Annotated in this window: 16 protein-coding genes; 7 read left to right on the top strand and 9 right to left on the bottom strand. The window is 60.1% G+C overall.

The genetic code is table 11. From position 1 onward, the window contains the following. Positions 1–62 precede the first annotated feature (62 nt). From folE2 to JFT86_RS06785, 6 genes are read left to right on the top strand one after another with little or no spacing between them, the layout of a single operon-like run. Positions 63–959, top strand: coding sequence for a GTP cyclohydrolase FolE2 (gene folE2, locus JFT86_RS06810; RefSeq protein WP_201236229.1), 897 nt, complete (start codon positions 63–65; stop codon positions 957–959). Further along, entirely contained in the window at positions 956–1624 is a 669-nt protein-coding gene (locus tag JFT86_RS06805) for an ATP-binding cassette domain-containing protein (RefSeq protein ID WP_201236228.1), read from the top strand. Before folE2 ends, JFT86_RS06805 begins: the two co-directional genes overlap by 4 nt. Then, complete coding sequence (locus JFT86_RS06800; RefSeq protein ID WP_201236227.1) at positions 1624–2487, top strand: metal ABC transporter permease; 864 nt, start codon at positions 1624–1626, stop codon at positions 2485–2487. The genes JFT86_RS06805 and JFT86_RS06800 overlap by 1 nt, the downstream gene beginning before the upstream one ends. An 11-nt stretch (positions 2488–2498) precedes the next feature. Further along, positions 2499–3374, top strand: coding sequence for a metal ABC transporter substrate-binding protein (locus tag JFT86_RS06795; protein WP_201236226.1), 876 nt, complete (start codon positions 2499–2501; stop codon positions 3372–3374). Next, the gene (locus tag JFT86_RS06790; protein WP_201236225.1) at positions 3371–3931 is read left to right on the top strand and encodes a carbonate dehydratase; all 561 of its coding nucleotides are present in this window, start codon (positions 3371–3373) and stop codon (positions 3929–3931) included. The genes JFT86_RS06795 and JFT86_RS06790 overlap by 4 nt, the downstream gene beginning before the upstream one ends. A 3-nt stretch (positions 3932–3934) precedes the next feature. Further along, positions 3935–5266, top strand: coding sequence for a dihydroorotase (locus tag JFT86_RS06785; RefSeq protein WP_201236224.1), 1332 nt, complete (start codon positions 3935–3937; stop codon positions 5264–5266). 123 nt (positions 5267–5389) lie between these two features. On the opposite strand, the gene JFT86_RS06780 is transcribed toward JFT86_RS06785, so the two are convergent. Continuing rightward, the gene (locus tag JFT86_RS06780) at positions 5390–5908 is read right to left on the bottom strand and encodes a DUF3617 domain-containing protein (protein ID WP_201236223.1); all 519 of its coding nucleotides are present in this window, start codon (positions 5906–5908) and stop codon (positions 5390–5392) included. Positions 5909–6040: 132 nt separating this feature from the next. Between JFT86_RS06780 and cls the strand changes: the two genes are divergently transcribed. Beyond that, the gene (gene cls, locus JFT86_RS06775) at positions 6041–7480 is read left to right on the top strand and encodes a cardiolipin synthase (protein WP_201236222.1); all 1440 of its coding nucleotides are present in this window, start codon (positions 6041–6043) and stop codon (positions 7478–7480) included. A gap of 37 nt (positions 7481–7517) precedes the next feature. Here cls and cfaB read toward each other — a convergent pair whose 3' ends face one another. The 8 genes from cfaB to JFT86_RS06735 all read right to left on the bottom strand — a co-directional run bounded on the left by cfaB (position 7518) and on the right by JFT86_RS06735 (position 16803). Next, complete coding sequence (cfaB, locus tag JFT86_RS06770) at positions 7518–8705, bottom strand: C17 cyclopropane fatty acid synthase CfaB (protein WP_201236221.1); 1188 nt, start codon at positions 8703–8705, stop codon at positions 7518–7520. A gap of 85 nt (positions 8706–8790) precedes the next feature. Then, entirely contained in the window at positions 8791–9579 is a 789-nt protein-coding gene (locus JFT86_RS06765; protein ID WP_201236220.1) for a DNA-binding domain-containing protein, read from the bottom strand. Beyond that, positions 9570–10415, bottom strand: a complete 846-nt coding sequence (locus JFT86_RS06760; protein WP_201236219.1) for a DUF692 domain-containing protein — start codon at positions 10413–10415, stop codon at positions 9570–9572. Before JFT86_RS06760 ends, JFT86_RS06765 begins: the two co-directional genes overlap by 10 nt. A gap of 65 nt (positions 10416–10480) precedes the next feature. Continuing rightward, complete coding sequence (locus JFT86_RS06755; protein WP_201236218.1) at positions 10481–10732, bottom strand: hypothetical protein; 252 nt, start codon at positions 10730–10732, stop codon at positions 10481–10483. A 110-nt stretch (positions 10733–10842) separates the two neighbouring features. Next, positions 10843–12750 (bottom strand): heavy metal translocating P-type ATPase, encoded by a 1908-nt coding sequence (locus JFT86_RS06750; protein WP_201236217.1) that lies wholly within the window; start codon positions 12748–12750, stop codon positions 10843–10845. Continuing rightward, positions 12747–13808: a protease modulator HflK gene (locus JFT86_RS06745; RefSeq protein ID WP_201236216.1), complete on the bottom strand. Its 1062-nt coding sequence runs from the start codon at positions 13806–13808 to the stop codon at positions 12747–12749. The genes JFT86_RS06750 and JFT86_RS06745 overlap by 4 nt, the downstream gene beginning before the upstream one ends. After that, positions 13805–14845 (bottom strand): protease modulator HflC, encoded by a 1041-nt coding sequence (locus JFT86_RS06740; protein WP_201236215.1) that lies wholly within the window; start codon positions 14843–14845, stop codon positions 13805–13807. Before JFT86_RS06740 ends, JFT86_RS06745 begins: the two co-directional genes overlap by 4 nt. Then, positions 14842–16803, bottom strand: a complete 1962-nt coding sequence (locus JFT86_RS06735) for a protease modulator HflK (protein WP_201236214.1) — start codon at positions 16801–16803, stop codon at positions 14842–14844. The genes JFT86_RS06740 and JFT86_RS06735 overlap by 4 nt, the downstream gene beginning before the upstream one ends.

Raw genomic sequence — 16803 nt, 5'->3', positions numbered from 1 at the left:
GGCATCGTGATTTGAATTGTTATAATGTAACATTCAATTCAATCAACACCACGGTCCCGAACATGAATTCTCTGACACTTCCGGATATCGCCGCGCAGTCCGCTCGCCAAGCCTTGCCACTTGAATGGGTGGGAATGTGCGGCATAGCTTTACCGGTGTTGTTGGATGGCCAGCGCTTGATTGCGAAGGCTGATGCAGGCGTGAGCCTTGACGATGGTGAAGCGCGTGGCATCCACATGTCGCGCTTGTATCTGGCTTTGGAAAGCCTGGAAAAGGAGAGTCTCTGCCCGGCTCTGTTGCGTCGAGTTCTCCAACATTTCCTCGACAGCCACGACGGGTTATCCAGCAACGCGTATCTGAATATTCATACTGATTTGATGCTGAGAAGGCCGGCGATGGTCAGCCCCTTGGCGGGATGGAAGTCTTATCCAGCGATCATTTCGGTCAGCCTGAAAAACACAGTGTTCCACGTGGAACTCAAAATCGACGTGCCCTACTCCTCAACTTGTCCTTGCTCAGCTGCCTTGGCGAGACAATTGATCCAGCAACAATTCGTCAATGATTTCGCCAACAAGCCTCTGCAACACGCCGAGGTCCTCACCTGGCTAGGCTCGTCCCAAGGCATTGTTGCCACGCCACACAGCCAACGCAGCACCGCCCAACTGCACGTGCATCTCGATGAGTTCATCGATGAATTGCCGCTCAGTGCAATCATCAACGACGCTGAAGCAGCACTGGGCACTGCCGTACAAACAGCAGTGAAACGCGCAGACGAACAAGCCTTTGCCCTGGCCAATGGACAGAACCTGATGTTCTGCGAAGACGCCGCTCGCCGATTAAATCTCGCTCTACGGCGCTCCCCGGGAGTCAGCGCATTCCACCTGCGCGTGATTCACGCCGAAAGCCTGCACGCCCATGACGCTGTCGCGGAAAGCACCTGGCGCCGGGAGCTAGCATGATTCGTTGCCAGCACCTTAGCTGGGGCGCACCCGGCCAACCCCTCACCTCGCCCCTGACCCTTGAGTTTGAAAGCGGCAGTCTGACGGCAATCATCGGGGCCAATGGTTGTGGAAAAAGCAGCCTGCTGAAAGTCATTGCCGGACTACAAAAGCCTTTGGCAGGACAGGTCACCCTGAGTGTTCCACGTCAGAGTGGGGTGTCCTTCCTCCCGCAACAACAGCATTTGGATCGTCAATTCCCGATCAGCCTCCAAGAGTTGGTTGCGGCGGGTTTCTGGGGACGCAGACTTTCCACCCAATTGCGCGCCCAGCGTCTCGCGACGGCACTGGACGCCTGGCACCTGAATGGCCTCGACAATCGCTCGCTCATGGCCCTCTCCGGTGGTGAACTACAACGCGCCCTACTCGCGCGATTGAGCCTGACCGACTCCCCTGTGCTGCTACTCGACGAACCCCACGCCGCACTCGATGAACTGGGTCAGCAGCTGCTTTGGCAACACATCCAGGCCTGGCAGGCCGAAGGTCGAACGCTGGTTGTGGTGTGCCATGACCTCACTGCCGTTCGCCAGCACATCCCGAAAACGTTGCTGATCAAAAACCGGGACTGTGTTTATGGCTCGAGCGCAGAACTCATCCAGCAGTCTCCGCACATGCAGGTGGCCTGATGCTCACCGTCGCTCTCTGGCAACCGTTCAACGAGTTCGTCTTCATGCGCCGAGCATTGCTCGGCGGCCTGGTGTTGGCCTGCAGTACTGCGCCACTCGGTGTGTTCTTGATCCTGCGCCGCATGAGCCTGATCGGTGACGCTATCGCCCACGGCATCCTTCCTGGCGCAGCGCTCGGATTCTGGTTCGCCGGTCTGAGTTTGCCGGCGCTGACACTCGGCGGGCTCGGTGCAGGCCTGAGCATGGCCGGCATCGCCGCATGGATTACCCGCCGTACCGGCCTGCGTGAAGACGCAAGCCTCGCCGCGATCTATCCCATATCGCTGGCCAGCGGCGTGTTGATTCTGGGTATCGCCGGTAAACGCCTCGACCTGCTACACCTGCTGTTCGGCTCGGCATTGGCCGTAGACGGCCCGACCCTCACCGGCATGTTGTGGGTCTCGGCAGTCAGCCTGATCGCCATGGTGTTGATCTACAAACCACTGCTGCTCGACACCCTCGATCCACTGTTCCTGAGAACCGTCAGCCGCCTAGGCCCACTCGCCCACGGCGTGTTCCTGACCCTGGTCGTACTGAATCTGGTGATCGGATTCCAGGCAATCGGCGCGCTCATGGTCGTCGGACTGATGATGCTACCCGCCGCGGCCTCACGTTTCTGGAGTCGACGCTTGCCAGTCCTGATTGCCATCGCCGCCCTCCTCGGCTGCTTGTCGGTTTGGCTCGGCTTACTGCTGTCTTTCTATTACTCGCTACCCAGCGGCCCGGCCATCGTGTTGGTCGCCGGCGCCGGTTATCTGCTGTCCGTGGTGTTCGGTCCGGTACACGGTCTGCTGCGCCGCCCACCATTGCTCACATCCCAATGAGGTGTTTCCCGATGCGCGTTCTACTCGTGCTGTTCAGCCTGATGCTGTCGATGTCGATATCGGCGGCGGAGAAATTGCCGGTGGTCACCAGCTTCAGCATCCTCGCCGACATGGTTCATCAAGTCGGCGGTGAGCACATTCAGATCACCAATCTGGTCGGCCCGGACGCTGACGCGCACACCTACGAACCGACACCGGACGACGCCAAAGCGTTGCTCAAGGCCAAATTGATCATCAAGAACGGTTTGGGATTTGAACCATGGCTTGATCGTCTGGTGACCAGCACCGACACCCAAGCCGCAGTTATCAGTGCCAGCCATGGTGTGATTCCACGTTCGCTGGATGAGGATGGCGAAACCGTTCCCGATCCGCACGCCTGGCATAACCTGGCCAACGCCGAGTTGTACATCGCCAACATCACCAAGGCGCTGATCGCAGCCGACCCGACGAACAAGGCGGACTACGAGCGCAACAGCCAAACCTATTTGAAGCAAATCTACGCTCTGCTCGCCGAAGCCAAAACCAAACTCGGTTCGCTGCCGCCGGGCAATCGCAAGATCGTCACCAGCCACGACGCCTTCGGTTACCTCGGTCAGGCATACGGCATTGACTTCATGGCCCCGCAAGGATTGTCCACCGAACGTGAGCCGTCGGCGGCAGAAGTGGCGGCGCTGATCACCCAGATCCGCCAGGCCAAAGTCAAAGCGGTGTTCATGGAGAACATCAAGGACGCGCGATTGCTCAAGCAGATCGCCGACGAGAGCGGCGCGCACATTGGCGGCACACTCTACTCCGATGCTCTGGCTGCCAGCGGGCCGGCCAGCACGTTCACCGGACTGTTCGAATACAACCTCAACACCCTTTACGACGCGCTGAGCAAACCATGATTCGCAGGAACCCTTCAGGCGATCTGCCGCAAATTGCCGAGTCGGCCTACGTCGACAAAACCGCGATCATCTGCGGCAAAGTAGTGATCGGTGAGAATGTCTTTGTCGGACCGTACGCGGTGATCCGCGCCGACGAAGTCGATGCATCTGGCGAAATGGAGCCGATCACCATCGGCGCCAATTCGAACATTCAGGACGGTGTGGTCATCCACTCCAAGTCCGGCGCGGCAGTGACCATTGGCCAATACACGTCCATCGCCCACCGCTCTATCGTGCACGGTCCCTGCGTGGTCGGCGACCGCGTGTTCATCGGCTTCAACAGCGTGTTGTTCAATTGCGTGGTCGGCAACGGCTGTGTGGTGCGCCACAACTCGGTGGTCGACGGGCGCGACTTGCCCGACGCGTTCTACGTGCCCTCCACTACTCGCATCGGCCCGAACACCGACCTCTCGTTATTCCCGCCGGTGAGTGTGAGTGCCTCGGAGTTTTCCGAAGACGTGGCGCGCACCAACGTCGATCTGGTGCGCGGCTATAAAGCCTTGCAGAACGAGTTCTGAATCATGAGCAGTGTGCTGATCCGCAACGCACGGCTGGTCAACGAGGGACGGGAGTTCGACAGCGATCTGCTGGTCAGCAACGGTCGCATCGTCAAGATTGGGCGCAGTATCGAAGGCGAAAACGCCGCCGTGGAAATTGATGCCAGCGGCCAATGGCTGCTGCCGGGCATGATCGATGACCAGGTGCATTTCCGCGAACCCGGCGCGCCGGCCAAGGGCAGCATTCACACCGAATCGCGCGCGGCAGTCGCCGGTGGCATCACCAGTTTCATGGACATGCCCAACACCCACCCGGCGACTCTCACCCTCGAAGCACTGGCCGACAAGAAGCGTCGGGCGGCAATCAGTTCGGTGGCCAATTACGGCTTTCACTTCGGTGTCAGCCAGAACAACCTCGACACCGTGGCTGCGCTCAATCCGTGCGAAGTGGCCGGGGTCAAAGTGTTCATGGGCGCCTCGACCGGCAACATGCTGGTGGATGACCCGCAGATTCTTGAACGACTGTTCGCCGACGTGCCGACGATTCTGTTGGCCCACTGCGAGCACACGCCGAGCATCGACGCCAATGCGGCCAGCCTGCGAGAACGCGTCGGTGAGCATCTGCCGCCAGAGGCACATGCGCTGATTCGCAATGCCGAAACCTGCTATCGCTCTTCCTCGCTGGCCGTGGATCTCGCCAGACGCCACGGCACCCGCCTGCACGTTTTGCACCTGACCACGGCTCGCGAACTGGCACTCTTCGAAGATAAACCGCTGGCACAAAAACGCATCACCGCGGAAGTTTGCCTGCACCATTTATTGTTCGATGATCGCGACTATCCAGATCTCGGCAACCTGATCAAATGCAATCCGGCGATCAAGACTCAGTCCGACCGCGATGCCTTGCGTGAGGCACTCCTGAGCAATCGACTGGATGTGATCGGCAGTGATCACGCCCCGCATACCTGGGCCGAAAAACAGCGACCTTACGCCGAGGCACCTTCGGGTTTGCCTTTGGTACAGCATGCGCTGCCGGCATTACTGGAACTGGTGGCGGATGGCGTGTTGCCGATGACTACGCTGGTAGCGAAGACCAGCCACCGCGTCGCGGACCTGTTTGCCATTCCGGATCGAGGTTATTTGCGTGAGGGGTATTGGGCAGATCTGGTGTTGATCCAACCGCAGATGCTGGAGGTGTCTCGACAGCCGATATTGTCGCAGTGCGGGTGGACACCGTTTGCCGGTCGAAGCTTTCGGCATCGGGTGAGCACGACGCTGGTGTCTGGGCAGATCGCCTGGCACGAGAGTCGCGTGAATGATGGGTGTCGAGGGTTGCCGCTGCGATTCATGCGCTGAGTAATCTTCGCCAGATACCCAACTCTGTAGGAGCATTCGAGTGAAACGAGGCTGCGATCTTTTGATCCGGATTCTTGAAATCAAAAGATCGCAGCGTGCCGCAGCTCCTACAAGGAGTAGCTTTTAAGCTCTTGGTTTGACGGTGCCGCAATCCTGACCGAGCCACACCGCGCGGGTTTCCAGGCTGCCCTTCTGATTGATACCGATCGCATTGAACGTACCGTTGGCGATGGTGGTGAATTCGCGATCACTGAGGAACGTGGCCACACCCGTACCCTGCGCTTTCGGGCAGCTGAAACGGAACTTCCATTGGTTGCCACTGCGCTCGGTGATCTGCTGTTTGCAGCCCGATTGCGGATCGGCCAGCGGAATATCGTTAGTCGCCACTTGCTCAGGCGTCAGGCAAGCGCGGATACCCTTGCCGCCGATATTGATGCCGTTCTTCTCCAGCGCCGCCCGCTGCTGCGGTGTCATCTGGCCCTGAAGCTGGCCAAGGATCGATTGCACATCCATCGGCTGATCATCGACTTTCACATTGCTTGAGGTCATTTCCCACAGACCCGGCTGCAGCATTTGCGCCTGCGCAATCACCGGCAATGCCAAACCCAGGCCCAGCGCCAAACCCAGCAGACGAACGTTCATCGAGTAACTCCTGATCAGTAGTGGCCGTTAGACGTCGGCCGATTGCTTCGGTTCATGCACCAATTAAATAGCGACATTCGCCACAGAACATGGTCTGTTAGGGCATTGAATCTTGCGGAGCAAGGCTGCCCCATGGATTATTTCGGACCGCACATTTTCGGTTATTTGATCGCCCTGATACACACCTTAGGCTTGATCGCCGCGATTCACGCGGTGCTGACGGTGCGCACGGCCCAAGGCTCGATCGCCTGGGCATTGTCGCTGATCTTCATTCCTTACCTGACGCTAATTCCTTACCTGGTGTTCGGCCGCAGCACCTTCGATGGTTACATCAAGGCGCGCCGCCAGGCCAACGAACAAATGCGTCAGGCCATCTCCGAGCTGAACTGGCGTCCCTGGGTGGAAGAAGCGCTGACCGCTCGCGCCTCGAATGCCTACGCATCGCTGCGCGCCATGCCGAAACTGGGGCGCATGCCGTGTCTGGCGAACAACGAAGTTCGTTTGCTGGTCAACGGCACGGCAACGTTCGAGGCAATCTTCCACGCTATCGAGCAAGCGAAGGAAGCAGTGCTGATCCAGTTTTTCATCATTCACGATGATCGTCTCGGCCAGCGCCTGCGCGATTTGTTGCTGAAGAAAGCCACCGAAGGTGTGGCCATTCATTTGCTCTACGACCGCATTGGCAGCCACGCCCTGCCCCACAGTTATGTGCAGGCGTTACGCGATGGCGGCGTCGAGGTCAAAGCGTTCGCCACGCGCAGCGGTTGGCTCAACCGCTTTCAGGTCAACTTCCGCAATCACCGCAAGATCGTCGTGGTCGATGGCGTGCTCGGATTTGTCGGCGGGCACAACGTCGGTGATGAATACCTCGGCGAGAAACCACCGCTGGCGCCGTGGCGCGATACGCATGTGCAAGTGCGCGGCCCGGTGGTGGCGTGCATGCAGGAATCGTTTGCCGAAGACTGGTTCTGGGCCGCCCGTGCATTGCCACCGCTGATCCTTCCGGATGAATACCCGGATGACGGCGTGCTCTGCCAACTGCTCGCGAGTGGTCCGGCGGATGCCTACGAAACCTGTTCGCTGTTTTTCGTCGAGGCCATTCACGCAGCGACGGAGCGCGTATGGATCACCAGCCCCTACTTCATTCCTGATGAAGCCGTGTTCGCCGCTTTGCGTCTGGCGGTGTTACGCGGCGTCGATGTGCGCTTGCTGCTGCCGTCGCGTCCTGATCACCGCATCGTCTACGCCGCATCCAGCCTTTACGCCTTCGAAGCGGTTCGTGCCGGCGTGCGGGTGTTCCGTTACGAACCCGGTTTTCTGCATCAGAAAGTGGTGTTGATCGACAGCGAAATCAGCGCCATCGGCAGTGCCAATCTGGACAACCGTTCGTTCCGGCTGAATTTCGAAGTGATGTTGCTGACCGTCGACAGCGCCTTCGCCGCCACAGTGGAGAACATGCTCATCGCGGACTTCGAGCAATCCTACGAGATCGCCAAAGAAGAAAGCCGGGAGATCCACCGCCTGCAACAACTCGGCATGCGGATCGCCCGGCTGATTTCACCCATTCTTTGAAACGCCTCTCTACCGAAAGTAAAGAGGTGATCAAGGGTCAAGGGTGATAGATGTCGTCGCGAGTCCATGGCAGTTCATGGCTGCCATCGGCGTGCGCTTTCACTGCAAGGATCTGGTGCAGATTGATCCAGCCACGGGCGAACGCGTAAGCGCAACCCGCGAGGTACAGGCGCCAGATCCGTAGCGCCTGATCGGGCACCAGTTTCCCTGCGGCTTCCAGGTTGTCTTCCAGTCGCTCGCTCCAATGGTCCAGCGTCCGCGCGTAGTGCAGACGCAGACTTTCGACGTCGACGATCTCCAGCCCTGCTTCACTGATCTCCGCCGAGATCATCGCCAGATGCGGCAACTCACCGTTGGGGAACACGTATTTCTCGATGAAATCGCCGGCTCCACGCCCCACCGGACGGCCATCAGTGTGTTTGGCGGTGATACCGTGGTTCATCACCAGACCTCCCTCTTTCACTGCACCGAACAGGGTTTTGCAGTATTCGGCGAGGTTGGCGTGACCGACGTGTTCGAACATGCCGACGCTGACCACCTTATCGAAACGACCGTCCTGCGGCAGATCGCGGTAGTCGAGCAATTGCAGTTCGATCTGGTCTTCCAGGCCTTCGGCTTTGACACGCTCGCGCGCCAGTTCCAGTTGTTCCTTGCTCAGGGTGATGCCGAACACCTTGGCGCCGAATTCGCGCGCAGCGTAACGCGCCAGTCCGCCCCAACCGCAACCAACATCCAGCAGATAGTCGCCGGACTGCAAACGAAGCTTGCGGCACAGGTGACGGAATTTGGCTTGCTGCGCCTGTTCCAGCGTTTCACTGCCAGTCTCGAAATAGGCACAGGAATACGCCATATCGCTGTCCAGCCAGAGCTGGTAAAACGCGTTGGACAAGTCGTAGTGGTAGGAAATGGCTTTGGCATCGGTTTCCTTGTCATGGACCGAACGCACAGGCTGACTGTCGTCATCCTCACCCAGCAAGGCATTACTCAGTTCGTCGCAGACCCGGATGACTTCGCTGATCGAGCCCTCCAGTTCGAGCTTGCCCTCAACGAACGCCGCCCCTAATGCGTCCAGGCTTGGATGGGTGAACTGGGTGACCATCTGCGGGTCCTTGACCACGATGGTGACGCTGGGCGTCGGCCCCAGATTGAACTCATGGCCGTCCCAGAGCCGCAGGCGAAGCGGAAGCTGCAAATTCTGTAAGGCCGGTGGAAGTTGCGCGAGCATGGAAAATCCCCCCTTGTTTCAGACGTCAGATCTGAGGGTAGACCATCCTGAAAAAATAGCAGGCTATCGATTTGATTAGCCGAAACTATCGTTGCAGACGCTCCAGCAAACCATCCTGCACCCACTGCTTCAACCAGGTAACCGCTTGAAGTGGCGCGTCCTCACCATAAGTGACTGCCGAATTCGCGCACAGTTCGGCGAAACTCCAGCCTTCATTGAGCAGGCCATTCAGCGCAGCTGCTTCAGCCGAATCAAGACTGCGGTAATTGCAAATAAGCTCGTGGCGCCAGATCAGGCAGGCGTTAGGTGTATCGAGCGCCGCACTGGCAGGGAAATCAGTGTCTTCCTTGACCGAGCGCCACAGCGCTAGACTGTTGAAGCGGCACTCAAGCCGCTGCAACGAAGGTATCGGTTTGAACTGCAGCTCTGGCCATTCTTCCGGGGCCAGCGTCGCCATGTTTTCAATCGTCAGCGGTTCACCCGCCGGCGCATCAAAGGCCAGAGTGAACGCCCACTCCAGCGCGGCCATCTCGGCCAACGGCGCACTCTGTTCGGGCACCAGGTATTCGCGGATAAAACCTTCAAAACCCTTGCCCAGCCAACGCAGGCTGTAGTGCGCCGACGGGTATTGGCGAAGGTAGGCCGTGGCGAGCAGGTCAAACTCCTCGTCGCCCATCCACTGCCAGATCACCTCGAAGTCGTTGCGCAGCACCTCCAGCAAACGCGCCTTGTAGGCGTTGTGATAGATCGCAAGGCCCGTACCGACATCCAGGGTCGGGCCACCGATCAGGCTCTTTTCCAACGTCAGATTCGCTGTTGCCACCTCATCGAGGAGAAATGTTTCGAACGCCAATTGCCATTCTCTCAGGCGCATTGCTGCCCCCCGACCAAGACTCTGTCACCCAGTTCTCGCGCTTTCTGCAGTTCATCAAGGAGTTCTTCGAAGGGCGGGAAATGATCGTCCCGCTCCAGCAACGTGGCCACCGGGCCGAAGTGCTCCAGCGTGCGCTGGTATAACGCCCAGACGGGGTCACTGACAGGATGGTCGTGGGTGTCGATCACGTAATCGCCGTAATCGCTGTGCCCGGCCAGATGCAGTTGGCGGACTTTATCGACAGGCAGGCTTTGTATGAAGGTCCACGGATCGAAGCCGTGGTTACGCGAACTGACATAGACGTTGTTCACGTCCAGCAGTAACTCGCAGCCGCTCACACGGCTCAACAAGGCGAGAAACTCCCACTCGGTGAAATCGTCCGAGGCCGCACGGACGTAACTGGAGACGTTCTCCAAGACCAACGGACGCTGCAAAATGTCCTGGACCTGCATCACCCGTCCGGCGATGTATTCGAGGCTTTCTTCGGTGTAGGGCAACGGCAGCAGATCATGCAATTGGTGGGCGTTACCGCGGCTCCAGCACAAGTGATCGGAGATCCACGCTGGCCTGACCCGTTCGGCCAGTTCCTTGAGTTGTTTTAGATAGTCGACGTCCAGGGCGTGCGGGCCGCCGATGGACAGCGACACGCCATGCATCACCAGCGGATAACGCTCGGCGATGGCATCGAGGTAATACAGGGCCTTGCCGCCCTGCACCATGAAATTCTCCGAGACCACTTCGAACCAGTCCACGTCGGGCGACTGTTCGAGGATCTGCTGGTAGTAAGCGCTGCGCAGTCCCAGGCCATAGCCGAGAAAAGGAACAGAGGTGGACATGAGCAAACTCCTGATAAAAAGTGGCCGCAGTGGCGTGAGCCACTGCGGCGGCACTTGCCGGTCAGTTATTCGCCGACCTTGCCACCTGCTTTTTCACAAGCCGATTGAGTCATGGCTTTGAAACCCTGGCCTTTGCAGGAGCCCAAGGTTTTGCACGCATGATCTTTGGTTTTGCAATCGTTCTGGCCTTTGCAGGCGTTCACGCCGTAGCAGTGAACGGTGGCATCAGCGGCCATCGCGTTGGTTGCGACACCGGCAAACAGGGTAGCGGCGGCCAAAGCGAGGGCGGCACCGGCAGCAGCAGTCTTGATAGTCATTTTTATATCCTCGGTCATCGTCAGGGGGTGTCGGCTGGAAGGTTGTTCAGTCTCGACATGGCACTAGAGAGAGCAGCCTCAACGGCGTTACAGGGCGACGAAAAATAATTTCAACTTTCTTCCTTGAGCTTGAGCAGCGGTTCTTGAAAGCGCAGTAATCGCCCGGCATTGCCCAGCACCAACAGCGTACTGAGGTTATGCAGCAACGCGGCAATCATCGCCCCGGCGGCCCCCAACCAGCCGAACGCGGCGAACACCACGATGGCCAGCGTCCAGCCCAGGCCGATGATCACGTTGACCTGCAATGTCCTGCGGCACTGACGACTCAACCGCACGCAGGTGCCGAGCCGGCGCAGATCACTGCCGATCAGCACGATGTCCGCCGACGCCAGTGCGATGTCTGCACCGCCCGCCCCCATCGCGACGCCAACCACACCTGCCTTGAGCGCGAGCGAATCGTTGATGCCGTCGCCGACCACCATCGGCCGGAAGCCGTTGTCGATTTCCTTGAGCACGCGATTGAGTTTGTCCTCGGGCAAGGCCTGGGCTTCGACCTCGTGCAAGCCGACCTCTCTGGCCAGAGACTGCGCCACACTGTGCCGATCGCCCGTGAGCAGCAGTTGCCGTCCAAGGCCCAGTTCACGCAATTCAGCGAGGGCAAATCGGGCTTCAGGTTTGACGCTGTCAGCCAGCAACAGCCATGCGAGAAATTCGCCCTTCAGCGACAGCCCGGCGATGGGGCCGTCGTGATCGGGAACCGTGGTCGTGGTGATACCCAGTTGCGCAAACAACTCGGGGCGACCAAGGGCCGCTTCGCCCTGCCCGGTGAAGGCCACGACGCCAAGCCCCTGCCGCTCATGGATATCGCTGAGCGACACATAGTCCTCCTGACGCACCAACCCGGCGAGTGCGCGGCTGACCGGGTGACTGCTTGCCGCGCCGAGACTGGCAGCCAGCGCCATCACTGAGGACGCATCCGCGCGAGGGCTGTTGATCGACTGCAAGCGCAAGGTGCCAAAAGTCAGGGTGCCGGTCTTGTCGACCACCAGCGAAGTGAGGTCGGCCAACTCTTCGAGAAAGGCCGAACTGCGGATCAGGATCCCGTGACGCGCCGCCACCGCGACACCGGCAATCGCCGTGGCCGGAGCCGACAACACCAAGGCGCAAGGACACGCCGCCACCAATACCGCGAGCATCGCTTGCGCATCGTTGGTGACAAACCAGGTAACCGCCGCCAGCAGCAACACCAGCACCATGTAACTGCCGGCATAGCGTTCGAGCAGTCGAGTGATGGGCGGCTTTGAACGCTCGGCGTTCTGCATCAGCGCGATAACTTTGCCGAGGGTCGACTCATCGCCGGTACGGGTCACTTCGATGTGCAGCAGTCCGTCGAGATTGATCGCACCGCCGAATACTGTCATGCCGACGTCTGCTTCTACAGGCACGGATTCGCCAGTAATCGAAGCGGTATCGAGGCTAGCTTGGCCGGACAACACTCGACCGTCCGCCGGGACACGGTCACCCGCACGCACCTCGACCGTGTCGCCCGGTTTGAGCGTGCCGTTGTCGACTTCGATGATCGCGCCGTCGGCCTGAATCTTTCGCGCGTGACTGCGGGTCAATTGACCGAGGGCGTGAATCGCTTCCTGCGAACCAATGACGCTGCGCTCTTCCAGCACATGGCCGAAGATCATGATGATCGGCAACAGCGCGGCGGTCAGCAGATCGCCTGTCGCCCACGCCCCGAGCATCGCCAGGGCAATCAATTGATCGGTAATGCCATGCAGGCTCGGATAACGCAGGCTGTACCACGCCGAGCGCATCACCGGCACGGCGACTAATAAAGAAGCAAAACCGAGCAGCAACTGGCTGACACCGGTTTGTGCCGGCAGCAGCCAACGCCAGATCAGACCCAGGCCGAGCAGCCCGAGTGCGACCATCGCCAACGTCAGTTGCCTGGCTGCGCGCCGTTGTTCGGCCGAGGACAACAGGCTCGGTGCAGCGGTGGTCGCACTCATTTACTGGCTCCCTGAATGATCAGGCGGGAATCGTCTTTCGGATCGACCGTGGTCACCGACCCAGCCTGGCCGAGGATTTTCGGCATGCGCTCGCGGTAAAGACGCAGGAGCATTTGCGGGTCGGTGCCTTGTTGTTGAGCCTTGGCCAGACTCAGCACCGTAGCGGTATCGGCTGACGCCTTGGCCAGTCGTTCACCGGCTTGAGCGTGGGCGACTTGCAGCGTACGGTCAGCCTGCTCGTTGGCGGACTGGGTGAGTTTCTCGGCATCGGTGCGGGCATTGGCCACCGCTTTGTCGGCCTGCTGACTGGCAGTCAGGACGGCATTGAATGCACTGACGGCGGGATCGGGCAGACTCGATTGCACATCGACCCGCGCCACTTCGATGCCGATGCCCTGCCCGCTGGCCTTCAGTTCAGCCAGGCGTTTATTGATGCCTTGCACCAGATCACCCCGCAGGCGTTCACGGCGCTCGGCGGCCTGATTGTCGGCGCCAATGAGTTCCGGTCGAGCGACCAGAATGGTGTCCAGATCCCGTGCGGCGGTCAGTGCCACGGCGCTGCGAGTAACCAGGCGATCCAGCGCTGGCAGCACATGATCGCCCTGCAGCACGAAGTCATACGGATCGGTGACTTTGTAAAACACCCGCACATCCAGTTGCACCACACCGGCATCACCGGTCAATAAATAACCAGAGCCGGCCAGTGCATCGCTGATCGGTGTCGCGAACGAAGCGACTCGGTCGGCCTTCAACGCCTCATCGCTGCGCAATAGATTTTCCACCCGCCGCTCAATCACTCGATCCGCCGCTGGCAGCAGAATCACTTGCTCGAATGGCTGCGGCCAAGCCAACAGCAAACCGGCATTCTGGATGCGATCCAGCGCACCAAAGTGCAAGACCACCGCACGATTTTGCGGATCGATCTGACGCACATTGGAGAACGCCCACGCCAATGCGGCCAACACGGTCACCGCGTACAGGGCAAAAAACGCCAAGCGTCCGGCCTGAATCCAGGGGCTGTTCAGCGCATGTGTTCCACGTGGAACTTCTTCACTCATGGCTGCGATCCGGACTTGGTGTCTAGACTCGGCGGGCCATCGACCAGCACACGGAACGGCGCGGCATCGGTGCGCAGTATCAGTTTGGTGTCTGGAGAAACGATGGTGCCGAGGGTATCCAGCGAGCGCAGCAGGTTGTAGAGCTGCGGCGAACCGGCATAGGCGCGTCCGTAGATCTGCGCCGCTTCGACGCGGGACTGCGCTTCGATATCGGCGGCTTTCACTGTCGCGCCAGCCTGAACGATTCGCGCATCACGCTCGGCGGCAGAGCGGATTTGTGCCGCTTCACGTTTGCCGATAGCGGTGCGTTCGGTGGCGATGGTTTCACGCTCGGCGCGCATGCGATCGACCGTGGCGGTGAGGGTCACCGAGGGTAACGTCAGTCGTTCAATACCGACTTGCACCACGCGAACACCATAAGTAGCGAGCAGTTGCTGATCGATCTGCTGGCGCAACTGCGCCTCGAAATCGGCGATGCGTACCTGACTGGCATCGGTATTCACCAGATTCGCCAGATCAAAACTGCTCGCGGTGGTTTCCAGGGCCGAGCCGACAAACGTGCGAATCTGCCGCGCCGCCTCGTCCGGCTGGTTCTGAACGGCGCGCATGAAGCGTTGCACATTGTCCGGATCGCCCTGCACCTGCCACGCCACGTAGGCCTGCACGATGATGCGCAGACCGTCGCGGGTACCGACATCCTGCAAGCCACTGGAAGTCGTGCGCAGACGCAGGTCCACCGGAATCGCCGCTTCGAACGGTGCCGGCCAGCGCCAGCTCAGACCCGGATCGAGCAAAACCCGCGAGGGATTACCGAAACGCGTGATGACCGTGGCTTCGCCGGAGCGCACTTGCACCAGACTCGCCGCAGCGATGGCGAAAGCCACCAGCAACGCCGCCCAGCCCATGCGACGCCACGGGAATGGCCCCGCCTCTTCCGGCGCGCCGTGGTGGTGATGACCGTGATGATGGTGATGCCCGCCATGGCCGTGATCGTGGCCGCTGTGGTCATGATGATCGTGTGTGTGCGACTGGCTCAATGGGCGACTCCTGGTTGAGCGGTGGTACGCGCGGGCGTCGGGTCAGCCGGCAGCGTGAACGAGCGCAGGTCGATGGTCGGTGCGTTGCTGCTACCGCCCAATCGATGGTCGAGTACCAGCAATTTGGCTTTGCTCAGGCCTTGGCTGAGTTGACTGAGGTATTGCTCCAGCACAAACGCCTGGCCGGCAGCGGCGTAAGCTTTTTGTTCGGCGCTGAATTTCAAGTCGGCGGCCTGCGCGGCGGCGCTGATCTCGCGGGCGTTGGCGCTGGCCTGATCGCGGGCAAGGCTGGCCTGCAACTGCGCCTGATTAGCCGCTTCTGCCGCTGCACCGCGTTCGCGGGAGATCAACGCCTGTGCACCAATCTGCGCGGCTTGCACGCTGTGATAAGCGTTGGCGGCGCCGGCGGGTGGATGAATCGCTTCAACGACGGTGGCGAGTATTTCCACGCCGCTGTCGAGTTTTTGCAGATCGCTTTGCACGGCGCGGCCGATGTCTTCTGCCAGTCCTGCACGGTCTTCTCCGAGCAATCCGTCGAGGGTGCGCGAGGCGAAATCGTGTACCAGAATCCGGCTGGCGGTGCTGCGGATCAACGTCGGCACATCGGCGCTGTTGTAGGTTGCCGCCAGCGCTGCTTGATCGCTCAGACCAATGCGATAGACGAAACGCACGTCCATGTTGACGATCTGAAAGCTTTGCTGCTCGCCACGGCTGCTGGCGATGACCTGGGCTTTATCGTTGACATGGCTGGCGTCCCACAAACGGTTGGCCGTGAACGGCGCCGGCCCTTCGGCCGGTTCTGATTGAACAACCGCCGGCGTTTCGCCAACACTGGTCGCCAATTCATGCACCACACCGTTTTCGACGCTCAATACCCGCCCCAACGGCCACGGTAAACCTGCGTGCAAGCCGGGGCCAAACACTTGCACCGGTTTGCCGAAACGCTCGTAGATACCCCGACCTTGCAGGGGAATTTCGTGGAGCCCGGTCAATGCCCAGCCAACCACGGCGACCAACGCCAGCACTGGCAGGAATGCCTTGCGCATGTAGCTGAATGCCCAGATCTGGCGCAGATCGATGCCAAAACGGTTATGCAATTCGTGCTGCAACGCAAGCAAGGGTTGCGGCGGCCAACGCAGCATATCGGCGACAAAACTGCGCGCCAGCAAGGTCGGTTCGAGTTGATCACGTCGAGGGCTGAACAGCGACAGAACGGCGCGCAATAGCAACTCGATCGCGACCATTCCCGGCAAGATTCCCACCAGTACCGCCAGGCGAACCGGCCACAGCGCCTGTTCACTGGCGAACAGCAAACACAGCGCTCCCAGCACCAGACTGATAATTGTCACGCGTGCCAGTTGGGCCAATGACGCGGCTTCGGGCCATTGCGCTGGATTTTCCTGAGCCAGTTGCCGTTCCAGCACCAACAGACCGAACGCCAACAGCAAGGCAAGTGCCGCGCCCACCGTGGCGGACACGCCTACAGCGGCGGCCGGCAAGGCGAGGTTCCACACCTGCTCGATACTGAGCACCACCAACAGAGCCCAACCGCCCAGCCACAATGTCGCCGCGCCGATCAGGCCGAGCAGATGCACGCTGCGCCGACTCAGACGATCAAGCAGCCGCTCATACCAGCCATCCGGCGTGGGCGATTCATCAATCGCAAGCGGTAGCGACGCCAGCGGACTCATCACCCGGGCACGCCACTGCGTCACCCACCACGCCGATTGCAGCCCGGCCACCAACACCAGCAACGCCGCACCCTGATTGACCAGCAGCGGCAGCCATAACGACTGCGGCGCAAACAACCCGACAAAAAACGCCAGCCCCCACCCTGCCCCGGCCAGACTGCCAAGGCCAATCGCCAGACGGCGTAATCGTCGGCCTTGCGTCGCTGCCTGCTGAAAGCGCGGCAGGCCGGTCACTTGCGTGCCATCAACCTCCAGATCGACTTGCAT

It is taken from the genome of Pseudomonas sp. TH06 (assembly GCF_016651305.1).
Taxonomy (GTDB): domain Bacteria; phylum Pseudomonadota; class Gammaproteobacteria; order Pseudomonadales; family Pseudomonadaceae; genus Aquipseudomonas.
This window is presented reverse-complemented; position numbering and strand designations above follow the sequence as displayed.